Origin of the sequence: Sulfitobacter sp. M22 (assembly GCF_021736025.1) — a bacterium.
GTDB lineage: Bacteria > Pseudomonadota > Alphaproteobacteria > Rhodobacterales > Rhodobacteraceae > Sulfitobacter > Sulfitobacter litoralis.
The window spans coordinates 45,174-70,000 of record NZ_WMEC01000006.1; the positions used below are offsets into that span (position 1 = coordinate 45,174).

Below are 24,827 nucleotides of genomic sequence, written 5' to 3' on the forward strand. Positions count from 1 at the left end.
CATCAAGGGCCGTGACATCGGCCAAACGTGAACATATAGTGAACGTATGGCTAAACAAACTGTAGAACAAAAACTGGCGATCCTCAGCGACGCGGCGAAATACGATGCGTCTTGTGCCTCTTCGGGGTCGACGAAGCGCGACTCGCGCGATGGTAAGGGGCTTGGCTCGAACGAGGGGGCGGGCATTTGTCACGCCTATGCGCCGGATGGGCGCTGTATCTCGTTGCTGAAAATCCTGATGACGAACTTCTGCATCTATGATTGCAGCTATTGCATCAACCGTGCCTCGTCGAACGTGACGCGGGCGCGGTTTAGTGTCGATGAGGTGGTGAAGCTGACCATCGAGTTTTACCGTCGAAACTATATCGAAGGGTTATTCCTGTCCTCAGGCGTGATCCGGTCGCCGGACGCCACCATTTCGGACATGGTGCAAATCGCGCGCAAGCTGCGCCACGAGGAAAACTTTCGCGGCTATATCCACCTTAAAACCATCCCTGATGCGGCCCCCGAGCTGATCGCCGAAGCGGGGCTGTTGGCGGACCGGTTGTCGATCAATGTCGAGCTGCCAACGGATGCTGCCGTTCAACAATATGCGCCGGAAAAGAAGCCTGAGCAGATCCGCAAGGCGATGGCGGATTTCCGGCTGCGCAAGGAAGTGTCGAAGGACAAATCCCACACCGGTAAACGCCCCCCACGGTTTGCGCCGGCGGGCCAATCGACGCAGATGATCATCGGGGCAGACGGGTCAAATGATGCCGCCATTCTGGGCCAGTCAACACGGCTCTATTCCAGCTATAAACTCAAGCGCGTATATTATTCGGCTTTCTCACCGATCCCGGACAGTTCGTCCAAGCTCCCGCTGATCCGACCGCCCTTGCAGCGCGAACATCGGCTCTATCAAGCGGATTGGTTGCTGCGTTTCTATGATTTCCAACTGGACGAAATCACGTCGGTCACGGCGGACGGGAACCTTGATCTTGAAGTAGATCCAAAACTGGCCTGGGCTTTGGTGCACCGCGAGGTGTTTCCGCTGGATGTGAACCGTGCCACTCGCGAAATGCTGCTGCGCGTACCGGGGTTCGGGGTGAAGACGGTGAACCGGATCCTGTCAACGCGCTGCCACCGCGCCCTGCGCTACGAAGATCTGATCCGCATGGGTGCGTCGATGAAAAAGGCGCGCAGTTTTATCACAGCGGGCGGCTGGTCTCCCGGTGGGTTGACCGACAGCCTTGACCTGCGTGCGCGTTTTGCGCCGCCGCCCGAACAGCTGACATTGTTCTGATGCACCGCGCAGTGATGCCCCCGATTGGCACGGCGCAGGCGTGGCGTGATGCGGCGCGTCAGTTTCTAGCAGCGGGCATCCCGCCCGAAGCGATCCTGTGGGGCGATACCACCACTGCACCCGATCTGTTTGGTGAGGTTGGGCCGGTCCGACCGGCAGGGCACGTCACTGTACCGCGTAGCTTTATTTCGATGGCGAGCACCGTCGTCTGGCATAGCGATCCTGAACGCTTTGCGCGGCTCTATGCATTTTTGTGGCGTTTGAAAGATGCCCCGCATCTCATGACGGACCGCGGCGACGCCGATCTGTCACGCCTGCGGTCAATGGAAAAGAACGTGCATCGCTGCCAACATAAGATGAAAGCATTCGTGCGCTTTCGCGAGATCGGGGCTGAATATGCGCCGCGGCGGTCCTTTGCCGCGTGGTTCGAGCCCACGTATCACACGGTAGAGCCTACCGCCGATTTCTTTGTCCGCCGTTTCAGCGATATGGATTGGCGTATCCTCACGCCGGATGTGTCTGCCGTGTTCGAAAATGGATCGCTGTCATTCCGCGAAGGACAGAAAAAGCCAGCGCTGCCCGAAGACGCAAGCGAGCAGCTGTGGATCACCTATTTCCAGAACATCTTTAATCCTGCGCGGTTGATGGTCAAAGCCATGCAGTCAGAGATGCCAAAGAAATACTGGAAGAACATGCCCGAAGCGGCGTTTATTCCCCAGATGATTGCCGAAGCCCCCGCCCGCGCGCGGGCGATGGCAGAGGCCGCACCCTCGCTGCCACCTGCGCGCATGGCACAAGTACAAGCGCAGCTTGCCGCGCATCAATCGGCGTGGGAGGGGCCGAAAGACGCATTGGCCAAAGATATCGCGGCCTGCACCCGTTGCCCCCTGCATTGCAACGCAACACAAGCTGTACCGGGCGAGGGGGCGATGGACGCTGACCTGATGATCGTAGGGGAGCAGCCCGGCGATCAGGAGGACCTTAGCGGGCGGCCCTTCGTCGGTCCGGCGGGGCAGCTGTTTGACAAAATTGCAGGGCAGGCGGGGCTGGAGCGACACAAGGCGTTTGTCACCAATGCCGTAAAGCACTTTAAGTTCACCCCGCGCGGTAAGCGGCGCTTGCACCAATCTCCCAACGGGTCAGAGATTCAGCATTGCCGGTGGTGGCTGAACGCAGAGATCGCGCAGGTACGTCCCAAATTGCTGCTTGGGATGGGGGCCACCGCCGCCGAAGGGCTAACGGGGCGCCGCGCGGGTATCTTGTCGCGGCGGGGCACGGTCGAACAAACCGCATCCGGCACGCCTATTTTGTTAACCCTACACCCGTCTTATCTGCTGCGCCTTCCAGATCCTAAAGCCAAAGCCGATGCAACGGCCCAGTTTAGGGACGATCTAGCCATGGCGGTAAAACTGCTGGATTGAAGCGGCCAGAAAGATCGGGCACCCATTGCAATCTGCGTATCGGATGCCATATACCATCCACATGGATGGAGAATCGATATGAACAACGTCAGGCAGCTACGAGACAAACAGCCCGAAAACGAGAAAATTACCATTAACCTGGGCTTTGTTGATCTGGGTCGGATCGATCTGCTGGTACAGGAGGGGTTCTATTCCAACCGCAGCGATTTTATCCGTACAGCGATCCGCAAGCAGTTGGACCACCAGTCCGATACGGTCACACGGTCGATAGAACGGCACACGATGGAGATGGGCCTGCGCGACTACACCCTCGCAGATCTTGAAGCCGTGCAAGCCGCGAATGAGGTCCTGCACATCAAAGTCGTGGGGCTTGCGCGTATCGCACGTGACGTCACACCGGAACTCGCACGCGCCACGATTGGTTCCATTCATGTGCTGGGGGCGCTTCAAGCCAGCACAGACGTCAAAAAAGCACTCGGCGACCGGATCAGTTAAGACCGGCTTAATCCTTTAAAGGAATGCGACATGACAGATGATTTCAACGCGGCCATGCGCCGTGCCGGGAAACTTGTGCGCGGGGGAAACCCCAAAGCGGCAACCGAAACGATCCAGAATGCGCTCGGCGTAGGGGGTGGTATTGCGACTAAAACCGCTAAAAATCCCTTTGCTAGAGCTAAAGTTGGCCGCGGCCTGCGCGACACACTCGCTGGATTGGCGCAATCGGCTTTGACCGGCGGCGACACGACAGAACCCGAACTCCCCCAAGGTGCGACATTCGACAGCGGTACTTTCAGCTGTACCGCGGGCAGCCGAGAGTATCGGATTTATGTCCCCAACCTCAACGGGTCAACGCCGAAAGGGGCGGTGATGATGCTGCACGGCTGCAAGCAGTCCCCGATTGATTTCGCCAAGGGTACAGGCATGAACCAGCTGGCGGATGAGCACGGGCTGATCCTTGTGTATCCGGCACAATCGCGGATCGCGAATATGCAAAACTGCTGGAAGTGGTTCGATCCGGGCGACCAGATGCGCGGCGCGGGTGAACCCGTGATCCTTGCAGGGCTGATGCAACAGGTGCAGCGGGATCACGCCATTCCAAAGGGGCGTAACTTTGTGGCAGGGCTTTCTGCGGGGGCCGCGATGGCCGTCGTGCTGGGGCAGACTTACCCCGATGTATTCGACGCGGTCGGGGCGCATTCGGGGCTGCCCTATCAGGCGGCCCGCGATGTGCCATCGGCTTTCGCAGCGATGGGGCAGGGGGCAACAGGCTCTAACACGGGCGATTTCATTCCGACCATCATCTTTCAGGGCGACGCTGACACCACCGTTCACGCAGCCAATGCAGATGCGATTGCCAATACGCCTCCCGCGGGGACAGAGGTGATGGACGATGGCAAAACTGACGGGCGCAGCTTTACCCGTCGCACGATCTTGGCCCCGAAAGGCCACGCGGTAAGAGAGCAGTGGACCATCACGGGCCTTGCTCATGCGTGGTCGGGGGGCGACAGCGCAGGGTCGTACACGGACCCGACAGGGCCAGACGCCAGCCGCGAGATGATAAGGTTTTTCCTCGAGTTGCCGTCGAAAGGCGCTTGATATGACGCACTCCCTTACGTTTGACGCAATCAGCGAAGCCACCCCGGGAGCAAAGTGGGCCGCCCGCTGGGACCGTTCATGGCCTGCCTACGAGGCGTGGTTCACCGCACGTGGCGGCGATACCGGCCCCGACCGCACTGCCTGCGAAGCCGCGTTACAGCAGTATATGCCCGAGTTAGTCCCTGTTCACGCAAAGCTTACGGATTTGGCTGGAGGATCAGATCGCGCTGCGCGTTTTTTGTCGACATGGTGCCCTCCTAGCTATCTGGGGGGCTGCTCGCTGGCGGTTGCCACATCGCGGGACGACATCCGGCTTGTGCGTAATTACGATCTATCGCCAGACTTAAACGAAGGGTTGCTGTTGCACAGTGCCTGGACCGGCCGCCCCGTCATGGGCATGGTCGAGTTCCTCTGGGGGCTGTCTGACGGTATCAACGACGCAGGCCTCAGCATCGCGCTGGCCTATGGTGGGCGACAAGAAACCGGCCGTGGTTTTGGCATCACGACGATCCTGCGCTATGTCCTGGAGACCTGTAAAACAGTCCCTGAGGCCCTGCGGGTGTTGCAGCGGGTGCCGTCCCATATGCCCTATAACGTAGTGGTTGCGGATGCCGATGGAGCCGCCGCGAGCGTCGAGCTATACGCGGGCGGAGGTGCCAAAGTGCAGCCGCGTCTTGTTGCGACGAACCATCAGACTGACGGCAGTACCCCCGATCGCGGCGGTTTTACGCGAACGTTTGAGCGGTCAAAACGCCTTATTAGTCTCTTATCCGAGGGACCTGGTCCCGCCGGTCTTGCGCAGCAATTCACCCAAGCGCCCCTAAAGCAGGATCGGTATGCCGATGGGTTTGGCACGCTGTTCACAGCTGAATACGAGCCAAAACGCCGACATCTGACGCTGCATTGGGACAATGATACCTGGGTACAATCAATTGACGCCTTCCAAGAAGGCAGCCGCGACGTCATCTATTCTAACGGTGCTACACCGCAGCAGCGTGAAGGTGATATCGACTGGGTGAAGGTGGGTATGGACTACGCCGCGGGTCATGGGTGCGATTGGCAAAGATATGTCCCGAAATGGAGCTACGGGGCGTAAAGCTAAGTGGATTCTCAAGGGTCGTTGCGACGGTTACCGCTATCTTAGTTTCATGAGTTCTTCCCTGAATGCTTCCGTTGGTGTGCGCCATCCCAGACACTTTCTGGGCGTGCCGTTCAAGCGGTCGCAAATCGACTTCATATCTTGATTTGAGAGCGCGGCCACAGGCGCATCTCTTGGTAAGTAGCGCCGCGCACGCTTGTTCAGGTTTTCGACGGAACCCTTTTGCCACGGGGCTTGCGGATCACAGAACCATGCCTCGGTTCCGATTCCAGGTTCCAGCTTGCGCCAATTCCTAAACTCAATACCTCTATCAAAGGTGATCGATTTACGGGCCGTTTGGGGCAGGGGTTCCATCACAGTCATTAGCTTGTCCATCAGATGCGTTGTGCTGCGGTCGTTGTTACGGAACAGGACGGCGAAGCGGGTTTTCCGCTCAATGAGCGAGGCGACGTTCATCTTACCCTGAGCACGCTCGAAAATCATCAAATCGCCCTCCCATTCGCCAAAAGTCTCACGCGTATCAACGTAGTCGGGTCGTTCATGGATGGACCGATCTGGCGGGAAAACAAGGCCACGGGACCTGCGTGAATGGTGCGGTCTCCGTTTCTTGCGCCGGTTTGGGAGGTATCGGGCCAGCTCTTTGGATTGACCGTCTGGACTGTAGACATAAGCATAAATTGTCTCGTGGCTCACACGAACTTTCTGGCCTTCAAAGAACAATCGACCCGCGATCTGTTCGGGAGACCAACCTTCTTTGAGCTGTTTGATCACAGCCTTTCGCAGGCCGACAAGGCGCACCAATTTTTGACGGCGTGCACGCCTTTGAACCGCAGCGCGTTGAGCAACAACACCATAGTATCCGTTCAATTCCGGCAGGTCTTCGTCGGCATAGCGGTTGCGCTTGATGTCACGATAAATCGTCGAAACATGCCTGCCGATCTCCGCTGCTATCTCTCGTACGGGTATCTTAGCATTCAACATATCTTCAATCGTGCGCCGTTCACGCAGGTTTAGCTCTGTATGGGCCATCTTTCATTCTCCTTGCTTTCCAGCAAGATAGGGGAAATTTCGCAACCCAGTTTAGAATGTGCCGCGCTACAACGCTAGACCGGATAATGAACGTTATGTTATATGTCCAAGACACCCTGCGCTGCGATCGCAATGGGCAGCACTAAAAGGTGGCACCCCAGTTCGGATGCCACCTTAGAAATCAAATCACCCGGTTCTGCGTGCCGCGTCGGGATCGGACGACCCCCCTTGCGGCACCAAAGAACGTACCAGATCGGCCATTTCCAAGGTACCAACCTGCTGGCCGTCTTTCATCACACGATAGCGGTTGGTCGTGTCGCCGCCGGACTTCTCGATAAGCGATTCCAGATTGTCGTTGTGATCAACTTCGCCGCTAATGTTGCCGGTTGTTTCCGTGGTCTTACGCATGACCGACCGGACGCGTAAAACGCGCGCGCGGTTGATGTCGCTGACAAAGTCTTCGATGTACGGGTCGCAGGGGTTCAAAAGAATATGCTGCGGCTCGCCTTGCTGGACGACAAAACCGTCTTTCAAAATAACCAGATGGTCCGCCAGCTTGAGGGACTCGTCGAGATCGTGGGTGATGAAGACGATGGTCTTTTGCAGCTCGCCCTGAAGTTCGATCAATAGGTTTTGCATATCCGTGCGGATCAGCGGATCCAGCGCCGAGAATGCCTCGTCCATCAGCATAATGTCGGAATTGCTGGTCAGTGCGCGGGCAATGCCGACACGCTGCTGCATCCCGCCGGACAGCTGATGGGGATATTGATCGCCCTGCCCCTCTAGGCCGACGCGGGCGAGCCATTTTTGTGCTTCGCTTTCGTACTTCTTCAGGCTTTGACCTTCGATTGACGGGGCTAGGCCAGTGTTCTCTAGAACGGTCCGGTGGGGGAACAGCGCGAACTTCTGGAACACCATCGACATCCGGTGTTGCCGTAAATCGCGCAGCTGCTTGTCATTGTAAGACAAGATATCCTCGCCATCGACCAACACCTCGCCGGAGGTGGGGTCAATCAGGCGGTTCAAATGTCGGATCAGGGTAGATTTCCCCGATCCCGACAGGCCCATGATCACCGTGGTCTTACCGGCGGGTATATCGACGTTGATATCATTGAGCCCCAGCACGTGGTTATGCTCGGCCAGCAGCTCCGTCTTTCCCATGCCATTTTTTACATGCTCTAGCGCCGATTTCGGGTCGTCGCCGAAGATTTTATACAGGTTCCGGATTTTGATTTTAATATCGTCTGACATGTCCGTCTCCTTAATCTGACTGGCCGGCATTGATGCGGGCAAGCGCTGCTTTGGTTACCCGATCAAGGATGATCGCAAGCAGTACAATCCCCAAGCCCGAAAGCAGACCAACGCCCAGTTCCAGACTGCGAATACCGCGCAGGACCAGCACCCCAAGCCCTGGTGCGGACACCAGCGAGGCGATCACGACCATTGCGAGGCTCATCATGATTGTTTGGTTCACGCCGGCCATAATATTGGGCAACGCCAGCGGTATTTGCACCCCGAATAGTTTTTGGCGGCTCGTCATACCGAAGGCGTCGGCTGCCTCGATCACATCCTTGTCGACAAGGCGGATACCAAGGTCGGTTAAGCGGACGACGGGCACGATGGCATAAAGAATAATCGCGATCCCATACAGTTTTGGTTCGGTGACCGAAAAAAGGAAGATCAGCGGAATCAGATACACAAAGGGCGGCAATGTTTGCAGCATATCAAGGATCGGGATCATAATTCGTTGGGTGCGGTCACTGCGTGACATCGCAATCCCTATCGGCACCCCGAGAAGCACGCATATGAAGGCACAGACGAAGATAATCGCCAGCGTTTGCATTGTGTAATCGTAATAATCGACAAAGGCGAGAAACCCGAAACAAAGCGCTACAAGCCCGACCAGCTTGAGCGACCGCCCAACCACAAAGGTGATCAGCATCAACAGTGGGATCATGATCCACCACGGCACTGCTTGCATCACCCAGAGCATTTCGTTCAGCGCCCAGCTAAGGGGTTGTGTCAGAGGGTCGACAACGACTTTCAGACTGTCTTTGATGTTCAAAAACCCGCTTTCAAGACCGGTGGTCAGATCGCGCGACTGCGGGATTGCGTTGCAGGCATCGTGCAGATTGTCGAGCGATGGAAAGGGTGTGTCCCATGCCGAAATCTCGTCTGCAGTGCCGGTTGTTTTGCCAAGCAGTTCAGCCATCGACATCGGGGCGCTGTCGCCACCACCCCCGCCGCCGCACCAATCGCGCAAGCCGAGCTTGTCAAAGATAAAATCGTATGTTGCCATGCATCCCCCGTGAGGGCGATTGCATCTGCCCTTCGTTCTTTAAAGTCGATTACCTAGAAAGGGCGGCCCGGTGCTTGATGCACCGGGCCGCCCGAAAGTGTCGTTTCAGATCAATCGCCAAGAAGCGCGGACAGCTTTGTGCGCGCGTCATCGTTGATCCAGTCTTTCCAGATTTCGGTGTTGTTTGTCAGGAAGTAGACAGCGGCTTCTTCGCTGCTGGCGTTGTTCTCGTCCATCCAAGCCAACAGGCTGCTCATCTGGTCCGTCTCGAACTGTACGTTGGACATCAGCTCGGAAACCTCGGGGTGAGAGGTTTGAAAATCCTTGGTGACAACTGTCAAGACGGGCGCTGTGGCAAATTCGGTAACGGCTGCGTCGGCGGAATCAGCATTCGCGTTGGCATTTTGTGCCGCCTCGATCTCTTCGCCCAGGCTGACCTTGGTCATGTCAAACTTGCCCAGTGGCGTGGTGGGGCCCCAATAGTAGCCGAACCAAGGCTCTTCGCTTTGCACGGCCGATGCCATCGACGTGGCCAGCGTTTCGCCCGAGCCGTGGTTGAAGACTTCGATGCCCGAGCCTTCCAGATCCATCGCGCGGATTAGGTTGTCGTTCACAATCCGGCAGCCCCAGCCATCGGGGCAGTTATTGAACATGCCGCCGACCAGCTCGGGGTTCGCCATCACACCTTCGATGGTCTTCAACTCGGGGTGCGCTTCGGCCAGATACGTCGGGATCCACCAGCCTTCGACACCGCCGGGTTCAAGAACGCTGGTCAATTCAACGATCTTACCGTCGGCCTTGATTTTCTTATAAGCGTCACCGGCTGAGTTTGGCCAAAGCTCCGGCACGATATCAGGCTCGTTGTTCTCTGAAAGCGAGGTGACGGCGGGCGTGGTGTCAGAGGGCACGACTGTCACATCACAGCCATACCCTTGCTCGAGCAGGAAGTTGGACACAGCCACAACAACACCGGCAGAGGCCCAGTTCATCTCGGCGATGGTGATCTCGCCGCAATCTTCGTTCGCCAATGCGGCACCGGGGACGGCGACAGCTGCCAGCGCAGCACTAAGGATGTAGCGGTTCATAATGGAAACTCCTGTTCGTTCATTCAGTTCAGCGGCCGCGATTTTATCGCGAAGCCCGGCAAAGCGTCGTCGCTCGCATATGCACCGGGCCGACCTTTGCATCAGGTACAAGATCCGGTGCCCCTTACGGCTTGCAAGGGGATGATATGTCGCGTCAATTTGTGCTTCAGCCGGACCCTACTACAGCGATCTTGGTTTGCAACCCGATCCCAAAGAGAGTTCTGCCAAGATTCATATTCTCAACGCAAAACGCTGCGGAATTTCGAATAGTGCAGGACAAATGCAAAAGCTGCCCTATTACAGCCGTCAAAAATACTGCGCCTCCAAGTTTAAACTCCCCGTTTCTGACCGGTCGTTCAAAAAAAATGAAACACCTGTTTGACATCTCCTGAAACTAAGCTCTTAGTGAGCGTTGCTGGGAATTGACCTTGGGAGGGGAGCAATGACTATCGCGCTACAAGCGAAGGGTTTGACCAAAGAGTTCAAAGGCTTCATTGCTGTCAACAATGTCGATCTGTCGGTCAAAAAAGGCACGATCCATGCGCTGATTGGCCCCAACGGTGCTGGCAAAACCACGTGCTTTAACCTGCTGACGAAATTCCTGCAGCCTACCCATGGTCAGATAACCTATGAGGGGCGCGACATCACCCGGATGAAGCCGTCAGAGATTGCGCGTTTGGGCATGGTGCGGTCCTTCCAGATTTCGGCGATCTTTCCCGATCTTACTGTTTTGCAGAATGTCCGTGTGGCGTTGCAGCGGGCCCGCGGGGAAAGCTACGATTTCTGGCGGTCTGATCGTGTGTTGTCAAAATTCGACGACCAAGCCCGCGAATACATTGCCGAGGTCGGTCTGAGCGATCTTACAGACGAACGGGCCGCATCATTGCCTTATGGCCGAAAGCGCGCGCTAGAGATTGCGACCACACTGGCGCTTAGCCCAGACATGTTGCTTTTGGATGAACCTATGGCCGGCATGGGCCGCGAAGATGTCGAGCGGATCTCGCAGTTGATCCGCCGTATTGCTGAAAATCGCACCGTGCTGATGGTCGAACATAACCTGTCGGTCGTGGCGGAACTTTCAGATCATATCACTGTCCTCGCGCGTGGCGAAATTCTGGCGGAGGGGACATACGAACAGATCTCCAAGGCGCCCGAAGTGATCGAAGCCTACATCGGAGCCAGCCATGACTGAACCCCTGTCCAATGTGTTGTTAAAAGTCAAAGATCTGCAGGGCTGGTACGACGAAAGCCACGTGCTGCACGGTATCGACTTTGAGGTACGCCAAGGCGAAGTTGTCACGTTGCTTGGCCGCAATGGCGCTGGCAAGACATCTACCCTTTTGGCCATCATGGGTATCTTGGCCAAACGCGCCGGATCGATCACCTTTAACGGCACAGAGATGATCAGCCTACAGCCGCGACAGATCGCGCGGCTTGGCATAGCGCTGTGCCCCGAAGAGCGCGGCATATTCTCGTCGTTAAGTGTCGAAGAGAACCTCATGTTGCCGCCGCGCATTGCCGACGGCGGGCTGAGCGTCGAGCGGATTTATGATCTGTTTCCGAATTTGTACGAGCGTCGCAAAAGCAGTCAGGGCACCAAACTATCAGGCGGCGAACAGCAAATGCTGGCGATCGCGCGGATCTTGCGCACAGGGGCCAAGTTTCTGCTGCTCGACGAGCCGACGGAAGGGTTGGCGCCGGTAATCGTCCAGCAGATCGGACGCACCATCAAAGCGCTTAAAGACGAAGGTTTCACAATCGTTCTGGTGGAGCAGAACTTCCGTTTTGCGGCCTCTGTCGCAGACCGGCATTACGTTGTGGATCAGGGGAAGGTCGTTGACATGATCCCCAACGACCAACTGGAGGAAAACGCCCAGAAGCTTCACGATTATCTGGGCGTGTAGGGAAAACAGGACGCTTCGGCGTCATAATCAGGAGGGTAATTTATGACCAAGAATCTTGTTATCAGCACCGCGGTATTCGCCGCGATGACAGCAGCACCCGCACTGGCGCAAGACATCAGCGTCAAGCTTGGCGTGTTGAATGACCGGTCCGGCGTCTATGCCGATTTGTCCGGCGAAGGCTCGGTTGTGGCTGCACGTATGGCGGTCGAAGATTTCAAAGCCGCCGAAAATGGCATGAGCGTCGAAATCATTTCTGCCGACCACCAGAACAAACCCGACATTGGTTCGAACATCACACGCCAATGGTATGACGTGGATGGGGTGAACGCGATCCTCGACGTGCCGACATCCTCTGTCGCGCTGGCTGTGGCCGATATCACCGCTGAAAACAACGGCGTGTTCTTGATCTCGGGTGCCGGTTCAACGGCGTTGACCCGCGAACAATGCCGCCCGACGTCCGTGCACTGGACATATGACACAGCGTCCCTTGCCAATGGCACCGGCGCGGCGTTGACAAACGCGGGCGGTAAAAAGTGGTTCTTCATGACCGCAGACTACGCCTTCGGTCACTCCCTCGAAGAAAACACCTCGGCGGTTGTTAAGGCCAACGGTGGCGAGGTCGTGGGCCAGGTCAATGTGCCGTTCCCGAACCAGGATTTCTCTTCGTTCCTGCTGCAAGCACAAGGCAGTGGCGCTGATGTGATCGGTCTGGCAAACGCCGGCGGCGATACCGTGAACTCCATCAAGCAAGCATCGGAATTCGGCATCACGCAAGCCGGTCAAAAGCTGGCTGCTTTGCTTATGTTTACCAACGATGTCCATGCTTTGGGTGTGCAAACGGCCCAAGGTCTGTCGCTGACAGAAGCGTTCTATTGGGACCAGAACGATGAAACGCGGGCATGGTCGGACCGCTTTATGGAAGCGCATGGTGCGATGCCCAACATGGTGCAGGCGGGCGTCTATTCGTCCACAATGGCATATCTTGCCGCTGTGAAAGAACTGGGTAGCGCCGAAGATGGCAAAGCGATCGTCGACAAGATGAAAGCAATGGACATCGAAGACCCGCTGTTTGGCAAAGTGACTGTGCGTGCCGACGGCCGTGCGCTGCACGATATGTACCTTTTCGAAGTAAAAACACCCGATGAGTCGACCGGCGAATGGGATCTTTACAAAGAGATTTCCTCGATCAGTGGCGAAGAGGCGTTCTTGCCCATGCTCGAAGAGTGCGACTTCTCCAAGAAGTAACGCAGCGCGTTTTTTCCATCCCACCGTGCTGGTGGGATGGATGTTTCTTACCACACCACAATAGGGCCAGGATATGTTTGAGTTATTGGGAGTGCCGCCGCAGGTTCTTTTAGGACAGCTTTTGCTTGGCCTGATCAACGGGTCGTTTTACGCGGTTCTATCGCTGGGCCTTGCGGTTATCTTTGGCCTTCTGAACATCATCAACTTTGCCCATGGCGCGTTGTACATGGCAGGTGCCTTTGTCGCGTGGATGCTGTTGAACTATCTGGGCATTGGCTATTGGCCCGCTTTGATTGTGGCACCGCTGATCGTGGGTGTCTTTGGTGTCGTCATCGAACGCACCATGTTGTCGCGCCTGTACCATCTGGATCACCTCTATGGCCTGCTGCTGACATTTGGGTTGGCGCTGATCATTCAGGGTCTGTTCCGCAATTATTACGGCATCTCCGGATTGCCCTATCAAATCCCTGCTGTGCTTTCGGGCGGGCAGAACCTTGGGTTTATGTTCCTGCCGAACTATCGCGCATGGGTCGTTGTCGCGTCTGTTCTGGTGTGTTTTGCCACCTGGTTCGCAATCGAGAAGACGCGTTTGGGTGCCTATCTCCGCGCTGCGACCGAAAATCCGACGCTTGTAGGCGCATTTGGCGTGAACGTTCCGCTAATGGTGATGCTGACCTACGGGTTTGGTGTCGCGCTGGCCGGATTTGCTGGCGTCTTGGCCGCCCCGATCTATTCCGTGAACCCGACGATGGGCGAACAGCTTATTATTGTGGTTTTCGCCGTCGTGGTGATCGGTGGGATGGGCTCTATCATGGGGGCCATCGTCACGGGCTATATGCTTGGTATCGTCGAAGGATTGACGCGGGTGTTTTACCCCGAAGGATCAGCCGTCGTTATTTTCGTCATCATGGCAATCGTCTTGATGATCAAACCTGAAGGTCTGTTCGGGAGGACCGCATAATGGCAATGACTGATAAAACCAAAGGCGAAGCCACAGGCATGCCAACGCTGCACAAGATCATCTTTGGGGTGCTTCTGGTCGCGCTGATCGCGCTGCCGTTTTTCGTCTACCCCGTGTTTGCAATGAAAGTGATGTGTTTCGCTCTGTTTGCCGCAGCCTTTAACCTTTTGCTAGGCTTTGGCGGGTTGTTGTCGTTCGGGCATGCCGCGTATTTTGGGGGCGCCAGCTATGTCGCGGCGCACGCGGCCAAGGTCTGGGGTCTGACACCAGAGCTGGCCGTTCTTTGCGGTGCAGCGGCGGCGGGCCTCTTGGGTTTTGTCATCGGGTCACTGGCGATCCGCAGGCAAGGCATCTATTTTGCGATGGTAACGCTGGCCTTTGCACAAATGGTCTATTTCACTGCGCTTCAGGCAGACTTTACCGGCGGCGAAGACGGCATCCAGGGCGTCCCGCGCGGTGACCTGTTCGGCCTCTTCTCTTTGTCCGACAATCTAGCGCTCTATTTCTTCGTTCTTGCCGTCACCTTTGGCGGGATCTTGTTGTTGTACCGCATTGTGCATTCGCCCTTTGGCCAAGTGCTCAAGGCGATCCGTGAAAACGAACCCCGGGCAATTTCGCTGGGCTACAACGTCAACCGCTACAAGCTTATCGTGTTCACCTTGTCCGCGACGATGGCGGGGGTTGCGGGGGCCACGAAATCGCAGGTGTTCCAATTGGCGTCTTTGACGGATGTGCATTGGTCCATGTCAGGCGAGGTCGTTCTGATGACGTTGTTGGGCGGCATGGGCACCATCTTTGGGCCCCTTGTTGGCGCAGGGATTATCGTCACCATGCAGAACTATCTGGCGACATTCGGCGCATGGGTCACGATCATTCAAGGTGTGATTTTCGTCATCGGTGTTCTGATGTTCCGCGAGGGCATCGTAGGCGTCTTGGCTCGCTGGTTTAAGCGGCCCCTTTAATCAAAACGGGCGGCTCAAATCTGCAACTTAGACCCCTTGTTCAAATTTCAGGGGGGGTCACTCAAGACACCGGATTGGCGCGGCGCGGCCGTTGCGTTAGATATGCAGGTATGCAGTCAGGTTTTCCAGATACGTTTCCTTTAAAGCGTGGGCGCGTTCATGAAGCCTGCGGCCCTGCAGCGCCCGTTTTTGGTGCGATTGTAGGCAGTATGCTGCAGGGCATAACGCTTTGGATTCGCGAAATGCGCGCGCACGAAAGGGTCAATCCGTTGGGTCTTGCGACTGTCCTGGACCCTGCCCAGCTTTTGGTCGCGTTTGCTAAAAACCAGGCTGACAGCCTTGCGGTGGCCGAAGAATCCCTGCGCGAGGGGGTGCTCAGCTGTGTGTTGATCGACATTTCGCGCCCTTTGAACCTGCGCGAAGGGCGCCGGCTACAGCTGGCTGCAAAAGCTGGTGGCACGACAGGGCTGTGTCTTATCCCAGAAGGCATGGGATCGAACGCCGCAGAGACCCGGTGGCGGGTCCGTCCTGCCTTTGATGCTGAAAAGGGGGACTCGACTCTGATGCATTGGGAAATTATTAAGAACAAATCGGGAACGATTGGTGTCTGGGATGTTCAATGGTCTCAAAAAGCGCGTTGTGTGCATGTGGTTTCCCCGGTTGGCCTCCGACCGGGCGCTAAAGGTACGACCGGTTGATGCCCCTTTTGCGCTGACGTTAAACCAGCACAACACCGATAGGATTTACTGTCTGAACCAACAGGCCGAAGCATTGGGCCTGCATCGCACCATGCGCCTTGCAGATGCCCGCGCGATTTGTCCGACGTTAGTGAGCCACAGTGCACAGCCCGATCTGGATGCACGGTTTCTAGCGACGCTGCGCCGGTGGGCGACACGCTATTGCCCGTGGGTGGGACATGAAGGTCCGGACGGTCTGGTGCTGGACCTCACCGGTTCAACACATCTATGGCCCGATGAAACGGCGATGCTGGAGGATATGCGCCAGCGTGCACAGCACGCGGCGATCTCCTTGCGGTTGGGTCTGGGCGAAACCCGCGGGGCGGCGTGGGCCTTGGCGCATTATGGCGATACGGTCGGGGCGTTGGGGCCGTTGCCGGTGGCTGCACTGCGCCTTCCGCCAGCGACAATTGTCGCGCTGCAGCGTCTTGGGCTCCGTCATATCAATGACTTGTCAACGCGGCCGCGTGGGCCGTTGGCGCGCCGGTTCGGTCCCGAGGTATTGACCCGCCTTGATCAGGCTTTGGGCCACATCCCAGAGGCCATTTGCCCAGCCGGGGAGCCGCCGCATTACGCCGTGCGCCTGACAATTCCGGAACCTATCGGGTTGCTGGCTGATGTGATGGCTGCGGTCGAACGGCTCTTGATCCCGCTATGCGATAAACTGAAAATGCACGAAGCGGGCGCCCGAAAGCTCGTCTTGACGCTCCGCCGCGTCGATCAAGACAGCCAACAGGTAGAGCTGCGATTGGCCAGCGCCATGCGCGACGCGACGCGGATCCTGCCACTCTTTGAACGCGGCGTCGGCGCGGTGGATGCAGGGTTTGGCATTGATGTCATGCGCCTACAGGCCGTGATTGTTGAGCCCTTGCCGCTGCAACAGATCGGGACGGTCCGCCAAGCGCAACCCGACCAACTGAATGACCTCATCTCGCGTCTTGGGACACGGATAGGACTAGAGAACATCCAGCGGTTCCTGCCTGCCGACAGTCACATCCCTGAACGCAGCTTTCGCATGGCCCCTGCGGCGGCCAGCCCGCCACAAAACGGTTGGGGCAGCGTCAAACCGCGGCCGCTGCGCATCTTTTCCCCCGAACCGATCACCGGACAGGGGGCACAGCCGCCCTCTCGGTTCAGGTGGCGGCGGATGACATTGACCACTGGGCGTGCAACCGGGCCCGAAAGGATCGCGCCGGAATGGTGGATGGACGACGATGGCTGGCGCTCGGGTCTGCGCGACTACTGGCGGATCGACACACACGAAGGCCGCCGCTTGTGGCTGTTCTACACGCCGCAGAACCCCGGCTGGTTTGTGCAAGGAGAATTCATATGAGCTATGCTGAGCTTGGTGTTACCTCTAATTTCACCTTTCTGACCGGCGCGTCCCACCCCGAGGAACTGATCCTGCGCGCGGCGGAACTGGGGCTAAGCGCAATCGCCATCACAGACCGCAACACGTTGGCGGGGGTGGTACGCGCCTATAGCGCATTGAAAACACTCAAGGCCGAAGCCCGCGATACGCTGCGGATCCGATCGAGCACGCAGATTGACAGCTCTTCGCGGTTGCCAACCGGCAGGCCGCAGAACCTTCCCTGCGCCGCCTTGCCTGATGCGACGCCCCTGCTTCCAAAGCTGATCGTCGGCACACGTCTGGTGCTTCGGGATTGCCCTGTCGACTGGTTAGCCTTGCCCACTGACCTGCCAGCATATCAACGCTTGTCGCGATTGCTGACATTGGGCAAACGGCGCGCAGGCAAGGCAGAGTGTCATTTGGACCTCGAAGATCTGCTACAGGGATGTCAGGGATTGATCTTGATCGCCCTGCCGCCCGCCGACCTAAGCCAAGCCTTGTCCCCCATCCAAAAACTGGCGCGCCGCTATCCCAGATCCGTTTTTCTAGGTGCAACCCCGCGGTATGACGGGTCTGATCAGGCGTGGTTCAACGACTGTGCCGCACTGGCGTTGCGTGCGTCTGCCCCGATGGTGGCGGTCGGCGATGTGCTGATGCACCACAGCGCACGCCGGCAGCTGGCAGATGTGCTGACGTGCTTGCGCGAAGGCATCACAATTGACTGCATCGGAACAGATGCCCTGCCAAATGGGGAACGCCGTCTGAAACCGGCTGCTGATATGGCCCGTCTATATCGCCATCACCCCGCTGCACTGCGCCGCACGATTGAAATTGCGACACGCTGCAGCTTTGATCTATCCGAGCTGAAATATGATTACCCCGATGAGAGGGCGGAAGGACGCAGCCCGCAGGATCGGCTACAGCATCTGGCCCGTGCGGGGCTTCGACGGCGCTATCCTGAGGGCGCTTCGGATCGCGTCTATGCCTTGCTGGACAAGGAACTGCGGCTTGTGGACGAGCTCGGCTATGCCGCGTATTTTTTGACGGTCCACGACATTGTCGCCGAGGCAAACCGCCGCGGTATTCTATGTCAGGGTCGCGGATCGGCGGCGAATTCGATCATCTGCTATCTTCTGGGCATTACCGACGTCAGCCCCGATATGATTGGCATGGTCTTTGAACGGTTTATCTCGCGGCATCGCGGCGAGCCCCCTGATATCGATGTCGATTTTGAACACGAACGCCGCGAAGAAATCATCCAGTGGATTTATGAAAAATACGGACGTCACCGCGCAGGGCTTTGCGCGACCGTTATCCATTTCCGGTCGCGGGCAGCGATCCGCGAAGTTGGTAAGGTCATGGGGCTGTCCCAAGATGTAACTGCAGGGCTGTCCGGCCAAATTTGGGGCATTTCGAATGATGGGGCCGACCCCGAACGGATGCGCGAATTGGGGCTGAACCCTGGTGATCGCCGGCTGTCGCAAACACTGCGGCTGATCGGCGAACTCATCGGGTTCCCCCGACATTTATCGCAGCACGTGGGCGGCTTTATCATCACCCAAGGGCGGTTGGATGAACTGTGCCCCATCGAAAATGCCGCAATGGACGCGCGCACCGTTATCGAATGGGACAAGGACGATATCGACGCGTTGGGTATTCTAAAGATTGATGTCCTGAGCCTCGGGATGCTGACCTGTATCCGCAAGGCCTTTGCATTGTTGGAAAATCACGAGAAAAAGCATCTGACGCTGGCCACTGTTCCCCAAGGGGATAAACCCACATACGACATGCTGACCCGTGCCGATGCGGTGGGGGTATTTCAGGTCGAAAGCCGCGCACAGATGAATTTCTTGCCGCGGATGAAGCCTGCCGAATTTTATGATCTGGTGATCGAGGTTGCCATTGTGCGCCCGGGCCCGATTCAGGGGGGGATGGTCAAACCCTATCTGCGCCGGCGACAAGGTCTAGAGGCCGCCGAACCCTTTGGTCCCGCACTCGAAGAGGTCACGCGCAAGACCCTGGGCGTTCCGCTGTTCCAAGAACAAGCGATGCAAATCGCCGTGGTCGGCGCGGGCTACACGCCAGAAGAGGCAGATCATCTGCGTCGGTCGCTTGCCTCTTTCCGGCGCATGGGCACAATCAAAACCCACCGCGACCGTTTCGTTCAAGGGATGATGCGCAACGGATACAGTCAGGACATTGCCGAAGCATGTTTTGTCCAGATCGAGGGCTTTGCCGATTATGGCTTCCCCGAAAGCCATGCGGCGGCCTTTGCGATGCTCACCTACGTGTCGTCATGGTTGAAATGCCACCATCCCGCAATCTTTGCATGTGCGCTTTTGAATGCACAGCCAATGGGGTTTTACGCCCCTGCCCAGATCGTACGCGACGCCCGCGAGCACGGGATTGAACTGCGCCCCGTCTGCGTGAACCATAGCGCATGGGACAACTCGCTAGAGCGTCGCGCAGACGGGGCCTTGGCGCTGCGGCTCGGGTTTCGTCAGATCAAGGGCTTTCGCGAAAGTGATGCGGCTTGGATCGTAGCTGCGCGTGGCAATGGATATCCCGATCCCGAAGCCCTATGGCTGCGCGGCGGCATTGCCCCCGCCGCATTGGAACGTCTGGCCGAAGCGGACGCCTTCGTTGGAATGGGGCTTACCAGGCGCGATGCGCTATGGGCCGTGCGCGCCATCTCTGCGCCGGCCCCGCTGCCGTTATTTGCAAATCCCTTAGATGGCGAAGGCCTGAATGAACCCGGTGTGCGCTTGCCAGAAATGCACCTCGGTGAAGAGGTTGTCGAAGATTACATCGCTTTGCGCCTTACCCTGCGTGCACATCCGATGGAGCTTTTACGCCCCACAATTCCGGGCCTGACCCCGCATGATCAGCTCCCCTTTGTGCCGCTTTCTCGAATATCTGTGTGCGGCCTTGTTATCACGCGCCAACGCCCTGGCACCGCCTCTGGCGTGGTTTTTCTGACGCTAGAGGATGAAACAGGCGTGTCTAATGTCGTGGTATGGCGCAAGGTTTACACCCAGTTTCGCCAGATCGTCATGGGCGGCCGCCTTTTGCGGGTGACGGGCCGGCTGCAACGCGAAGGGATCGTCGTGCATCTGATCGCCGAAAAAATAGAGGATTTGTCGGGACGCATTGCTGATCTTGGACATCCGATGGACGGCGCAGTGGGAATCACGCAACCTCAAGCAGACGATGCCCCCCGACCCGCCCGCTATCCCCCTCGTGCTCAGAACCCGCGCGCCCAAGCCAAACAGATATTTCCGAGCCGCGATTTTCACTGACTAAAGACGGGCAAGCACCTGTAGACGTTAGATTTGGCCGCGCTTAACGGTGTTTCCCCTGGGATCGCTAATGGCCACAGGAACAATTGGACAGCGTCGTAAAATGCCCTGTACAAGCAACCATGCAAGGTATGAGTATTCGGTGTTGAAACATAGGGTATAGATTGTGCCCCTTCGTCCGGTTAAGACCCCCAGTCCTTAGGACAGACGGCAATTAGCGGAAGTGCGAGGGATCATCCACAATATGAAGCAGTTTCAGGTAAGCCGGTTTTTTTTGATGGTGCTTCGACACAAGGAATGATTATGACTGATACGACGTCCCGCCTTCACGGTTCAGGTATCTGCTTGGCGATAGAAGAAGCCGAAAAGCTTAACCTAGAGCCAAGCGATCTGTATTCTGGTCAGTTTCAGTTCTCTCGCGATAGTACCCCCCCTATTGCCGAATACCTCAGTGTCAAAATCGGTGAGCGATATCTACATCACTCAGCGTCGCTAGATATCGTGCGCATTTTCGCCGCAGATACGCTTTGTGCAATTCTTATTGGGGTCGCCTTAAATGCCGAAGGCAAGCTTCTGGCAGGCGATTTGAAACTTGATCTAAAATATGACTCTGATCTGCATCGAAAATTAGAAGAAATTATAGCCGGTTTTGTGGGAAGGTTCGCCGTCTTCACCTCAACCCCATCGGGACAATACGTATATACCGATACTGTTGGTGAAATGGGTGTCGTCTTCGATCGCGAAACCGGTATTGTGGGAAGCACCCTACCGATCATTCTATACCGACCGATAAACGAGCGTGATGACTTTTTGCACATCAAGGTTCAAAAAAGCTTGGGGCAATACAGCTTAGGGTACACGACAGATAAAAGTTGCTGGCGACTTATGCCCAATCATAGCCTAAAGATGGATACGTTTGAGCAAGCAAGATTCTGGCCAACCGACAATGCCCTTATGGAGCCGCGACGCCTGAACCACGATGAAATTATCGATCGCATCATTGCGTTGCTTCGCCAAAACACGGTCGGTTTTCTTGAAGGAAAACCCTGCCTAATGGCCCTATCAGGCGGTCAAGACTCACGTATGTTACTCGCCGCGTCACGTGACAAAATGCATTTAGCTAAAATGATTTTTGGAACCGATTTCGGCTGGAATTCAGGGCGCGATTGCGATGCCGCAGAAATAATCGCTGAACGTGTTGGGCTGTCATTTAAGCGGATCACAGGCAACAAACCGAAAAGATGGGGAAAACGGGTTTTTCTCGCGCGTGTTGGATATGCTGTCAATGCAGGCGGTACCGACTCCATCAAGATATATAACAAGCTTCCCAAGGATCATCTGCTCATCCGTGGCAATGTTTTTGGTCTTACCCGCGCAAACGACTGGAATCCACGAAAGGATTCAGTGGCAAACCCTTCCAACGTAAGGTTTGGCATGAAAAGGCTAAAAATGGGCCAAGCCATTAGCGACGAGATTAGGCCAAGCGATTTAAAGAAACGCTACTTGGACTGGCGGAATTCTTTGCCCGATCTTTGTCGCGAAAATAGCTTGGACTTTTCATTCTGCGAAAACTATCTGCCCAATTCGCTTGGAGCCCGAAACTACTCCCACACCAATGTGACCCTCGTGAACCCCTTTGCAGATAGGCGCATTATCATGCTCTGTTTGGCCATACCGCCATTAGAGAGAAAACATCTTCTCATTAATGAAGGTATATTGAATAAAACGGCACCCGATCTGGCGGATATCCCCTTCGTTTAGATCGAATAGCCCCTAGATTTGTAGACGCTTTGCTTGCTATTTTTGGAGCCGGCAGATTCAACCGGTCGTCGCAACACCCCATTTTAGATTATGTCGATGACAAAGACAGGCAGACGTAAGTGAACGAGGCAGGCGTCTAAGAAACCAGGGGCTATTCACCACCTCGACCTGCGTGGCAAGCAATTGGAGATACTGAACGCAAGCAAGCCCGCATGTTCTGCGGGCGTTGTTTACTGCTAAGTTTGTGTAGATTTGGTTGCGGGAGTAGGATTTGAACCTACGACCTTCAGGTTATGAGCCTGACGAGCTACCGGGCTGCTCCATCCCGCGCCGGGGGCCAATGTTTGTGTATTGGCTTATTATTTTGTCATCGCAGAGAGATACTAAATTTAGAGGTTTTGCTAGGTTTGGCGGTGACCTACTCTCCCACGTCTTAAGACGCAGTACCATTGGCGCAGTAGCACTTAACTGCCGAGTTCGGGATGGGATCGGGTGTTTTGCTTACGCTATGACCACCAAACCGAGTAAAACCTCTATGTTGTTGCTTTTGCCATTGGCAAAAGAGCAACAAGCGGGAGAGAGCGTATCCAAAGGATGCGCGTTCCCGCCTCCTCACCGTTCTGGGTAAGGATTTGTCCAAGTCAGTACGACTGATTGTATGTGTATGCTTTTGTCACAGTATGAAGTCTTTCTTCTACTGGATCAAATCAAGCCTATCGAGCAATTAGTACCAGTCAACTGAACGTATTACTACGCTTACATCTCTGGCCTATCGACGAGGTGGTCTACCTCGGCTCTCAGGGATACCTTGTTTTGAGGGGGGCTTCCCGCTTAGATGCCTTCAGCGGTTATCCTGTCCGATCATAGCTACCCAGCACTGCTATTGGCATAACAACTGGTCCACCAGTGGATCGTTCACCCCGGTCCTCTCGTACTAGGGGCAACTCCTCTCAAGTATCCTACACCCACGGAAGATAGGGACCGAACTGTCTCACGACGTTCTAAACCCAGCTCACGTACCTCTTTAAACGGCGAACAGCCGTACCCTTGGGACCTGCTCCAGCCCCAGGATGAGATGAGCCGACATCGAGGTGCCAAACACTGCCGTCGATATGGACTCTTGGGCAGTATCAGCCTGTTATCCCCGGCGTACCTTTTATCCGTTGAGCGATGGCCCTCCCACTTGGGACCACCGGATCACTATGGCCGTCTTTCGACTCTGCTCGACTTGTCAGTCTCGCAGTCAGGCTGGCTTCTGCCATTGCACTCAACGAGCGATTTCCGACCGCTCTGAGCCAACCTTCGCGCGCCTCCGTTACGATTTAGGAGGCGACCGCCCCAGTCAAACTACCCACCACACAGGGTCCCGGATCCGGATAACGGACCGCGGTTAGACATCAAGCAGAACAAGGGTGGTATCTCAAGGGAGGCTCCACGCAGACTGGCGTCCACGCTTCAAAGCCCACCACCTATCCTGCACATGTTCGGCCTAATGCCAGTGTGAAGTTGTAGTAAAGGTGCACGGGGTCTTTCCGTCTAACCGCGGGTAACCGGCATCTTGACCGGTAATTCAATTTCGCTGAGTCTATGTTGGAGACAGCGGGGAAGTCGTTACGCCATTCGTGCAGGTCGGAACTTACCCGACAAGGAATTTCGCTACCTTAGGACCGTTATAGTTACGGCCGCCGTTTACCTGGGCTTCAATTCAGAGCTCTCACCCCTCCTTTTAACCTTCAGGCACCGGGCAGGCGTCAGACCCTATACGTCGTCTTACGACTTCGCAGAGCCCTGTGTTTTTAATAAACAGTCGCCACCCCCTGGTTTGTGCCCCCAGCCTCTAGTTGCCTAGAAACCGGGCCTCCTTCTCGCGAACTTACGGAGGTATTTTGCCGAGTTCCTTCAACATAGTTCTCTCAAGCGCCTTGGTATTCTCTACCTATCCACCTGTGTCGGTTTAGGGTACGATCTAGCGATGGAGCTATTTCCAGGGACCTCTAAGCAGCCCATTCAATCCGATAAGGATGAACTACCCTCGAGATCCGTCACTTCCATCTGGCCCAGGAATATTAACCTGGTTCCCATCGACTACGCCTTTCGGCCTCGCCTTAGGGGTCGGCTTACCCTGCTCAGATTAGCTTTAAGCAGGAACCCTTGGATTTTCGGCGAGAGTGTCTCTCACACTCTTTGTCGCTACTCATGTCATCATTCTCACTAGTGATCTCTCCACGGGATCCCTCACAGGCCCGCTTCACAGAAAGCTCCGCGTCTCCAATACCCCGAAGGGCTAAGGAGACATGGAACTATGTCACACTACGCTCTGCTACCATGCAATAAATGCATCCTAAGCTTCGGCTCATGGCTTGAGCCCCGTTACATCTTCGCCGCAAGACAACTTATTTAGACCAGTGAGCTGTTACGCTATCTTTAAAGGATGGCTGCTTCTAAGCCAACCTCCTGGTTGTTTTGGTCGTCTCACCTGCTTTCCCACTTAGCCATGAATTAGGGGCCTTAGCTGTAGGTCAGGGTTGTTTCCCTCTTCACAACGGACGTTAGCATCCGCTGTGTGTCTGCCATCTAGTACTCCTCGGTATTCGGAGTTTGGTTAGGATCAGTAAGCCTGTGGGGCCCCATTACCCATCCAGTGCTCTACCCCCGAGGGTATTCGGATGACGCTCTACCTAAATAGATTTCGCAGAGAACCAGCTATCTCCGAGTTTGATTGGCCTTTCACCCCTAGGCACAGCTCATCCCGATCCTTTTCAACGGATGTGGGTTCGGTCCTCCAATAAGTGTTAC

The 24,827-nt window shown here is 56.1% G+C and carries 18 protein-coding genes, 1 tRNA gene and 2 rRNA genes (1 of these 21 only partly in view); 14 read left to right on the forward strand and 7 right to left on the reverse strand.

Annotated features, from left to right (window positions below; genetic code table 11):
• Positions 1–46 precede the first annotated feature (46 nt).
• The 5 genes from GLP52_RS18400 (at position 47) to GLP52_RS18420 (ending at position 5,395) form a co-directional block, all read left to right on the forward strand.
• Entirely contained in the window at positions 47–1,282 is a 1,236-nt protein-coding gene (locus GLP52_RS18400; RefSeq protein ID WP_237273143.1) for a putative DNA modification/repair radical SAM protein, read from the forward strand.
• The gene (locus GLP52_RS18405) at positions 1,282–2,703 is read left to right on the forward strand and encodes a UdgX family uracil-DNA binding protein (protein ID WP_237273144.1); all 1,422 of its coding nucleotides are present in this window, start codon (positions 1,282–1,284) and stop codon (positions 2,701–2,703) included. The genes GLP52_RS18400 and GLP52_RS18405 overlap by 1 nt, the downstream gene beginning before the upstream one ends.
• 78 nt (positions 2,704–2,781) lie before the next feature.
• Positions 2,782–3,198 (forward strand): CopG family transcriptional regulator, encoded by a 417-nt coding sequence (locus GLP52_RS18410; RefSeq protein ID WP_093733966.1) that lies wholly within the window; start codon positions 2,782–2,784, stop codon positions 3,196–3,198.
• Between the two features lie 30 nt (positions 3,199–3,228).
• Positions 3,229–4,299: an extracellular catalytic domain type 1 short-chain-length polyhydroxyalkanoate depolymerase gene (locus tag GLP52_RS18415; protein WP_237273145.1), complete on the forward strand. Its 1,071-nt coding sequence runs from the start codon at positions 3,229–3,231 to the stop codon at positions 4,297–4,299.
• A gap of 1 nt (position 4,300) precedes the next feature.
• Positions 4,301–5,395 (forward strand): C45 family peptidase, encoded by a 1,095-nt coding sequence (locus GLP52_RS18420; protein WP_237273146.1) that lies wholly within the window; start codon positions 4,301–4,303, stop codon positions 5,393–5,395.
• A gap of 39 nt (positions 5,396–5,434) precedes the next feature.
• Here GLP52_RS18420 and GLP52_RS18425 read toward each other — a convergent pair whose 3' ends face one another.
• The 4 genes from GLP52_RS18425 to GLP52_RS18440 all read right to left on the reverse strand — a co-directional run bounded on the left by GLP52_RS18425 (position 5,435) and on the right by GLP52_RS18440 (position 9,811).
• Entirely contained in the window at positions 5,435–6,427 is a 993-nt protein-coding gene (locus tag GLP52_RS18425; RefSeq protein ID WP_237273147.1) for an IS30 family transposase, read from the reverse strand.
• A gap of 186 nt (positions 6,428–6,613) precedes the next feature.
• Positions 6,614–7,678 carry a quaternary amine ABC transporter ATP-binding protein gene (locus GLP52_RS18430; RefSeq protein ID WP_093734367.1) on the reverse strand — a complete coding sequence of 355 codons (1,065 nt, stop codon included), beginning with the start codon at positions 7,676–7,678 and terminating at the stop codon, positions 6,614–6,616.
• A gap of 10 nt (positions 7,679–7,688) precedes the next feature.
• The gene (locus tag GLP52_RS18435; protein WP_093734366.1) at positions 7,689–8,726 is read right to left on the reverse strand and encodes an ABC transporter permease; all 1,038 of its coding nucleotides are present in this window, start codon (positions 8,724–8,726) and stop codon (positions 7,689–7,691) included.
• Between the two features lie 110 nt (positions 8,727–8,836).
• Positions 8,837–9,811: an ABC transporter substrate-binding protein gene (locus GLP52_RS18440; RefSeq protein ID WP_093734365.1), complete on the reverse strand. Its 975-nt coding sequence runs from the start codon at positions 9,809–9,811 to the stop codon at positions 8,837–8,839.
• A 442-nt stretch (positions 9,812–10,253) separates the two neighbouring features.
• Here GLP52_RS18440 and GLP52_RS18445 point away from each other — a divergent pair, with 442 nt between their 5' ends.
• From GLP52_RS18445 to GLP52_RS18485, 9 genes are all read left to right on the forward strand, one after another.
• Positions 10,254–11,003, forward strand: a complete 750-nt coding sequence (locus GLP52_RS18445; protein ID WP_237273148.1) for an ABC transporter ATP-binding protein — start codon at positions 10,254–10,256, stop codon at positions 11,001–11,003.
• The gene (locus GLP52_RS18450) at positions 10,996–11,715 is read left to right on the forward strand and encodes an ABC transporter ATP-binding protein (RefSeq protein ID WP_093734363.1); all 720 of its coding nucleotides are present in this window, start codon (positions 10,996–10,998) and stop codon (positions 11,713–11,715) included. The genes GLP52_RS18445 and GLP52_RS18450 overlap by 8 nt, the downstream gene beginning before the upstream one ends.
• Before the next feature lie 42 nt (positions 11,716–11,757).
• On the forward strand, positions 11,758–12,960 hold the full coding sequence (locus GLP52_RS18455; protein ID WP_237273149.1) for an ABC transporter substrate-binding protein: 1,203 nt from the start codon (positions 11,758–11,760) through the stop codon (positions 12,958–12,960).
• A 73-nt stretch (positions 12,961–13,033) separates the two neighbouring features.
• A complete protein-coding gene (locus GLP52_RS18460) occupies positions 13,034–13,921 on the forward strand; it encodes a branched-chain amino acid ABC transporter permease (protein WP_093734361.1) in 888 nt (295 codons plus the stop codon).
• Positions 13,921–14,883 carry a branched-chain amino acid ABC transporter permease gene (locus GLP52_RS18465; protein ID WP_093734360.1) on the forward strand — a complete coding sequence of 321 codons (963 nt, stop codon included), beginning with the start codon at positions 13,921–13,923 and terminating at the stop codon, positions 14,881–14,883. The genes GLP52_RS18460 and GLP52_RS18465 overlap by 1 nt, the downstream gene beginning before the upstream one ends.
• A gap of 110 nt (positions 14,884–14,993) precedes the next feature.
• The gene (locus tag GLP52_RS18470) at positions 14,994–15,581 is read left to right on the forward strand and encodes an ImuA family protein (RefSeq protein ID WP_237273150.1); all 588 of its coding nucleotides are present in this window, start codon (positions 14,994–14,996) and stop codon (positions 15,579–15,581) included.
• A complete protein-coding gene (locus GLP52_RS18475; RefSeq protein WP_237273151.1) occupies positions 15,496–16,953 on the forward strand; it encodes a Y-family DNA polymerase in 1,458 nt (485 codons plus the stop codon). Before GLP52_RS18470 ends, GLP52_RS18475 begins: the two co-directional genes overlap by 86 nt.
• Complete coding sequence (locus tag GLP52_RS18480) at positions 16,950–20,270, forward strand: error-prone DNA polymerase (RefSeq protein ID WP_237273941.1); 3,321 nt, start codon at positions 16,950–16,952, stop codon at positions 20,268–20,270. The genes GLP52_RS18475 and GLP52_RS18480 overlap by 4 nt, the downstream gene beginning before the upstream one ends.
• 303 nt (positions 20,271–20,573) lie before the next feature.
• On the forward strand, positions 20,574–22,031 hold the full coding sequence (locus GLP52_RS18485; protein WP_237273153.1) for a hypothetical protein: 1,458 nt from the start codon (positions 20,574–20,576) through the stop codon (positions 22,029–22,031).
• Positions 22,032–22,284: 253 nt separating this feature from the next.
• Here the strand turns inward: GLP52_RS18485 and GLP52_RS18490 are convergent.
• From GLP52_RS18490 to GLP52_RS18500, 3 genes are all read right to left on the reverse strand, one after another.
• Positions 22,285–22,361, reverse strand: a tRNA-Met gene (locus GLP52_RS18490).
• Between the two features lie 75 nt (positions 22,362–22,436).
• Positions 22,437–22,551, reverse strand: a 5S ribosomal RNA gene (gene rrf / locus GLP52_RS18495).
• 183 nt (positions 22,552–22,734) lie between these two features.
• A 23S ribosomal RNA gene (locus GLP52_RS18500) occupies positions 22,735–24,827 on the reverse strand (it continues 781 nt past the right edge of the window).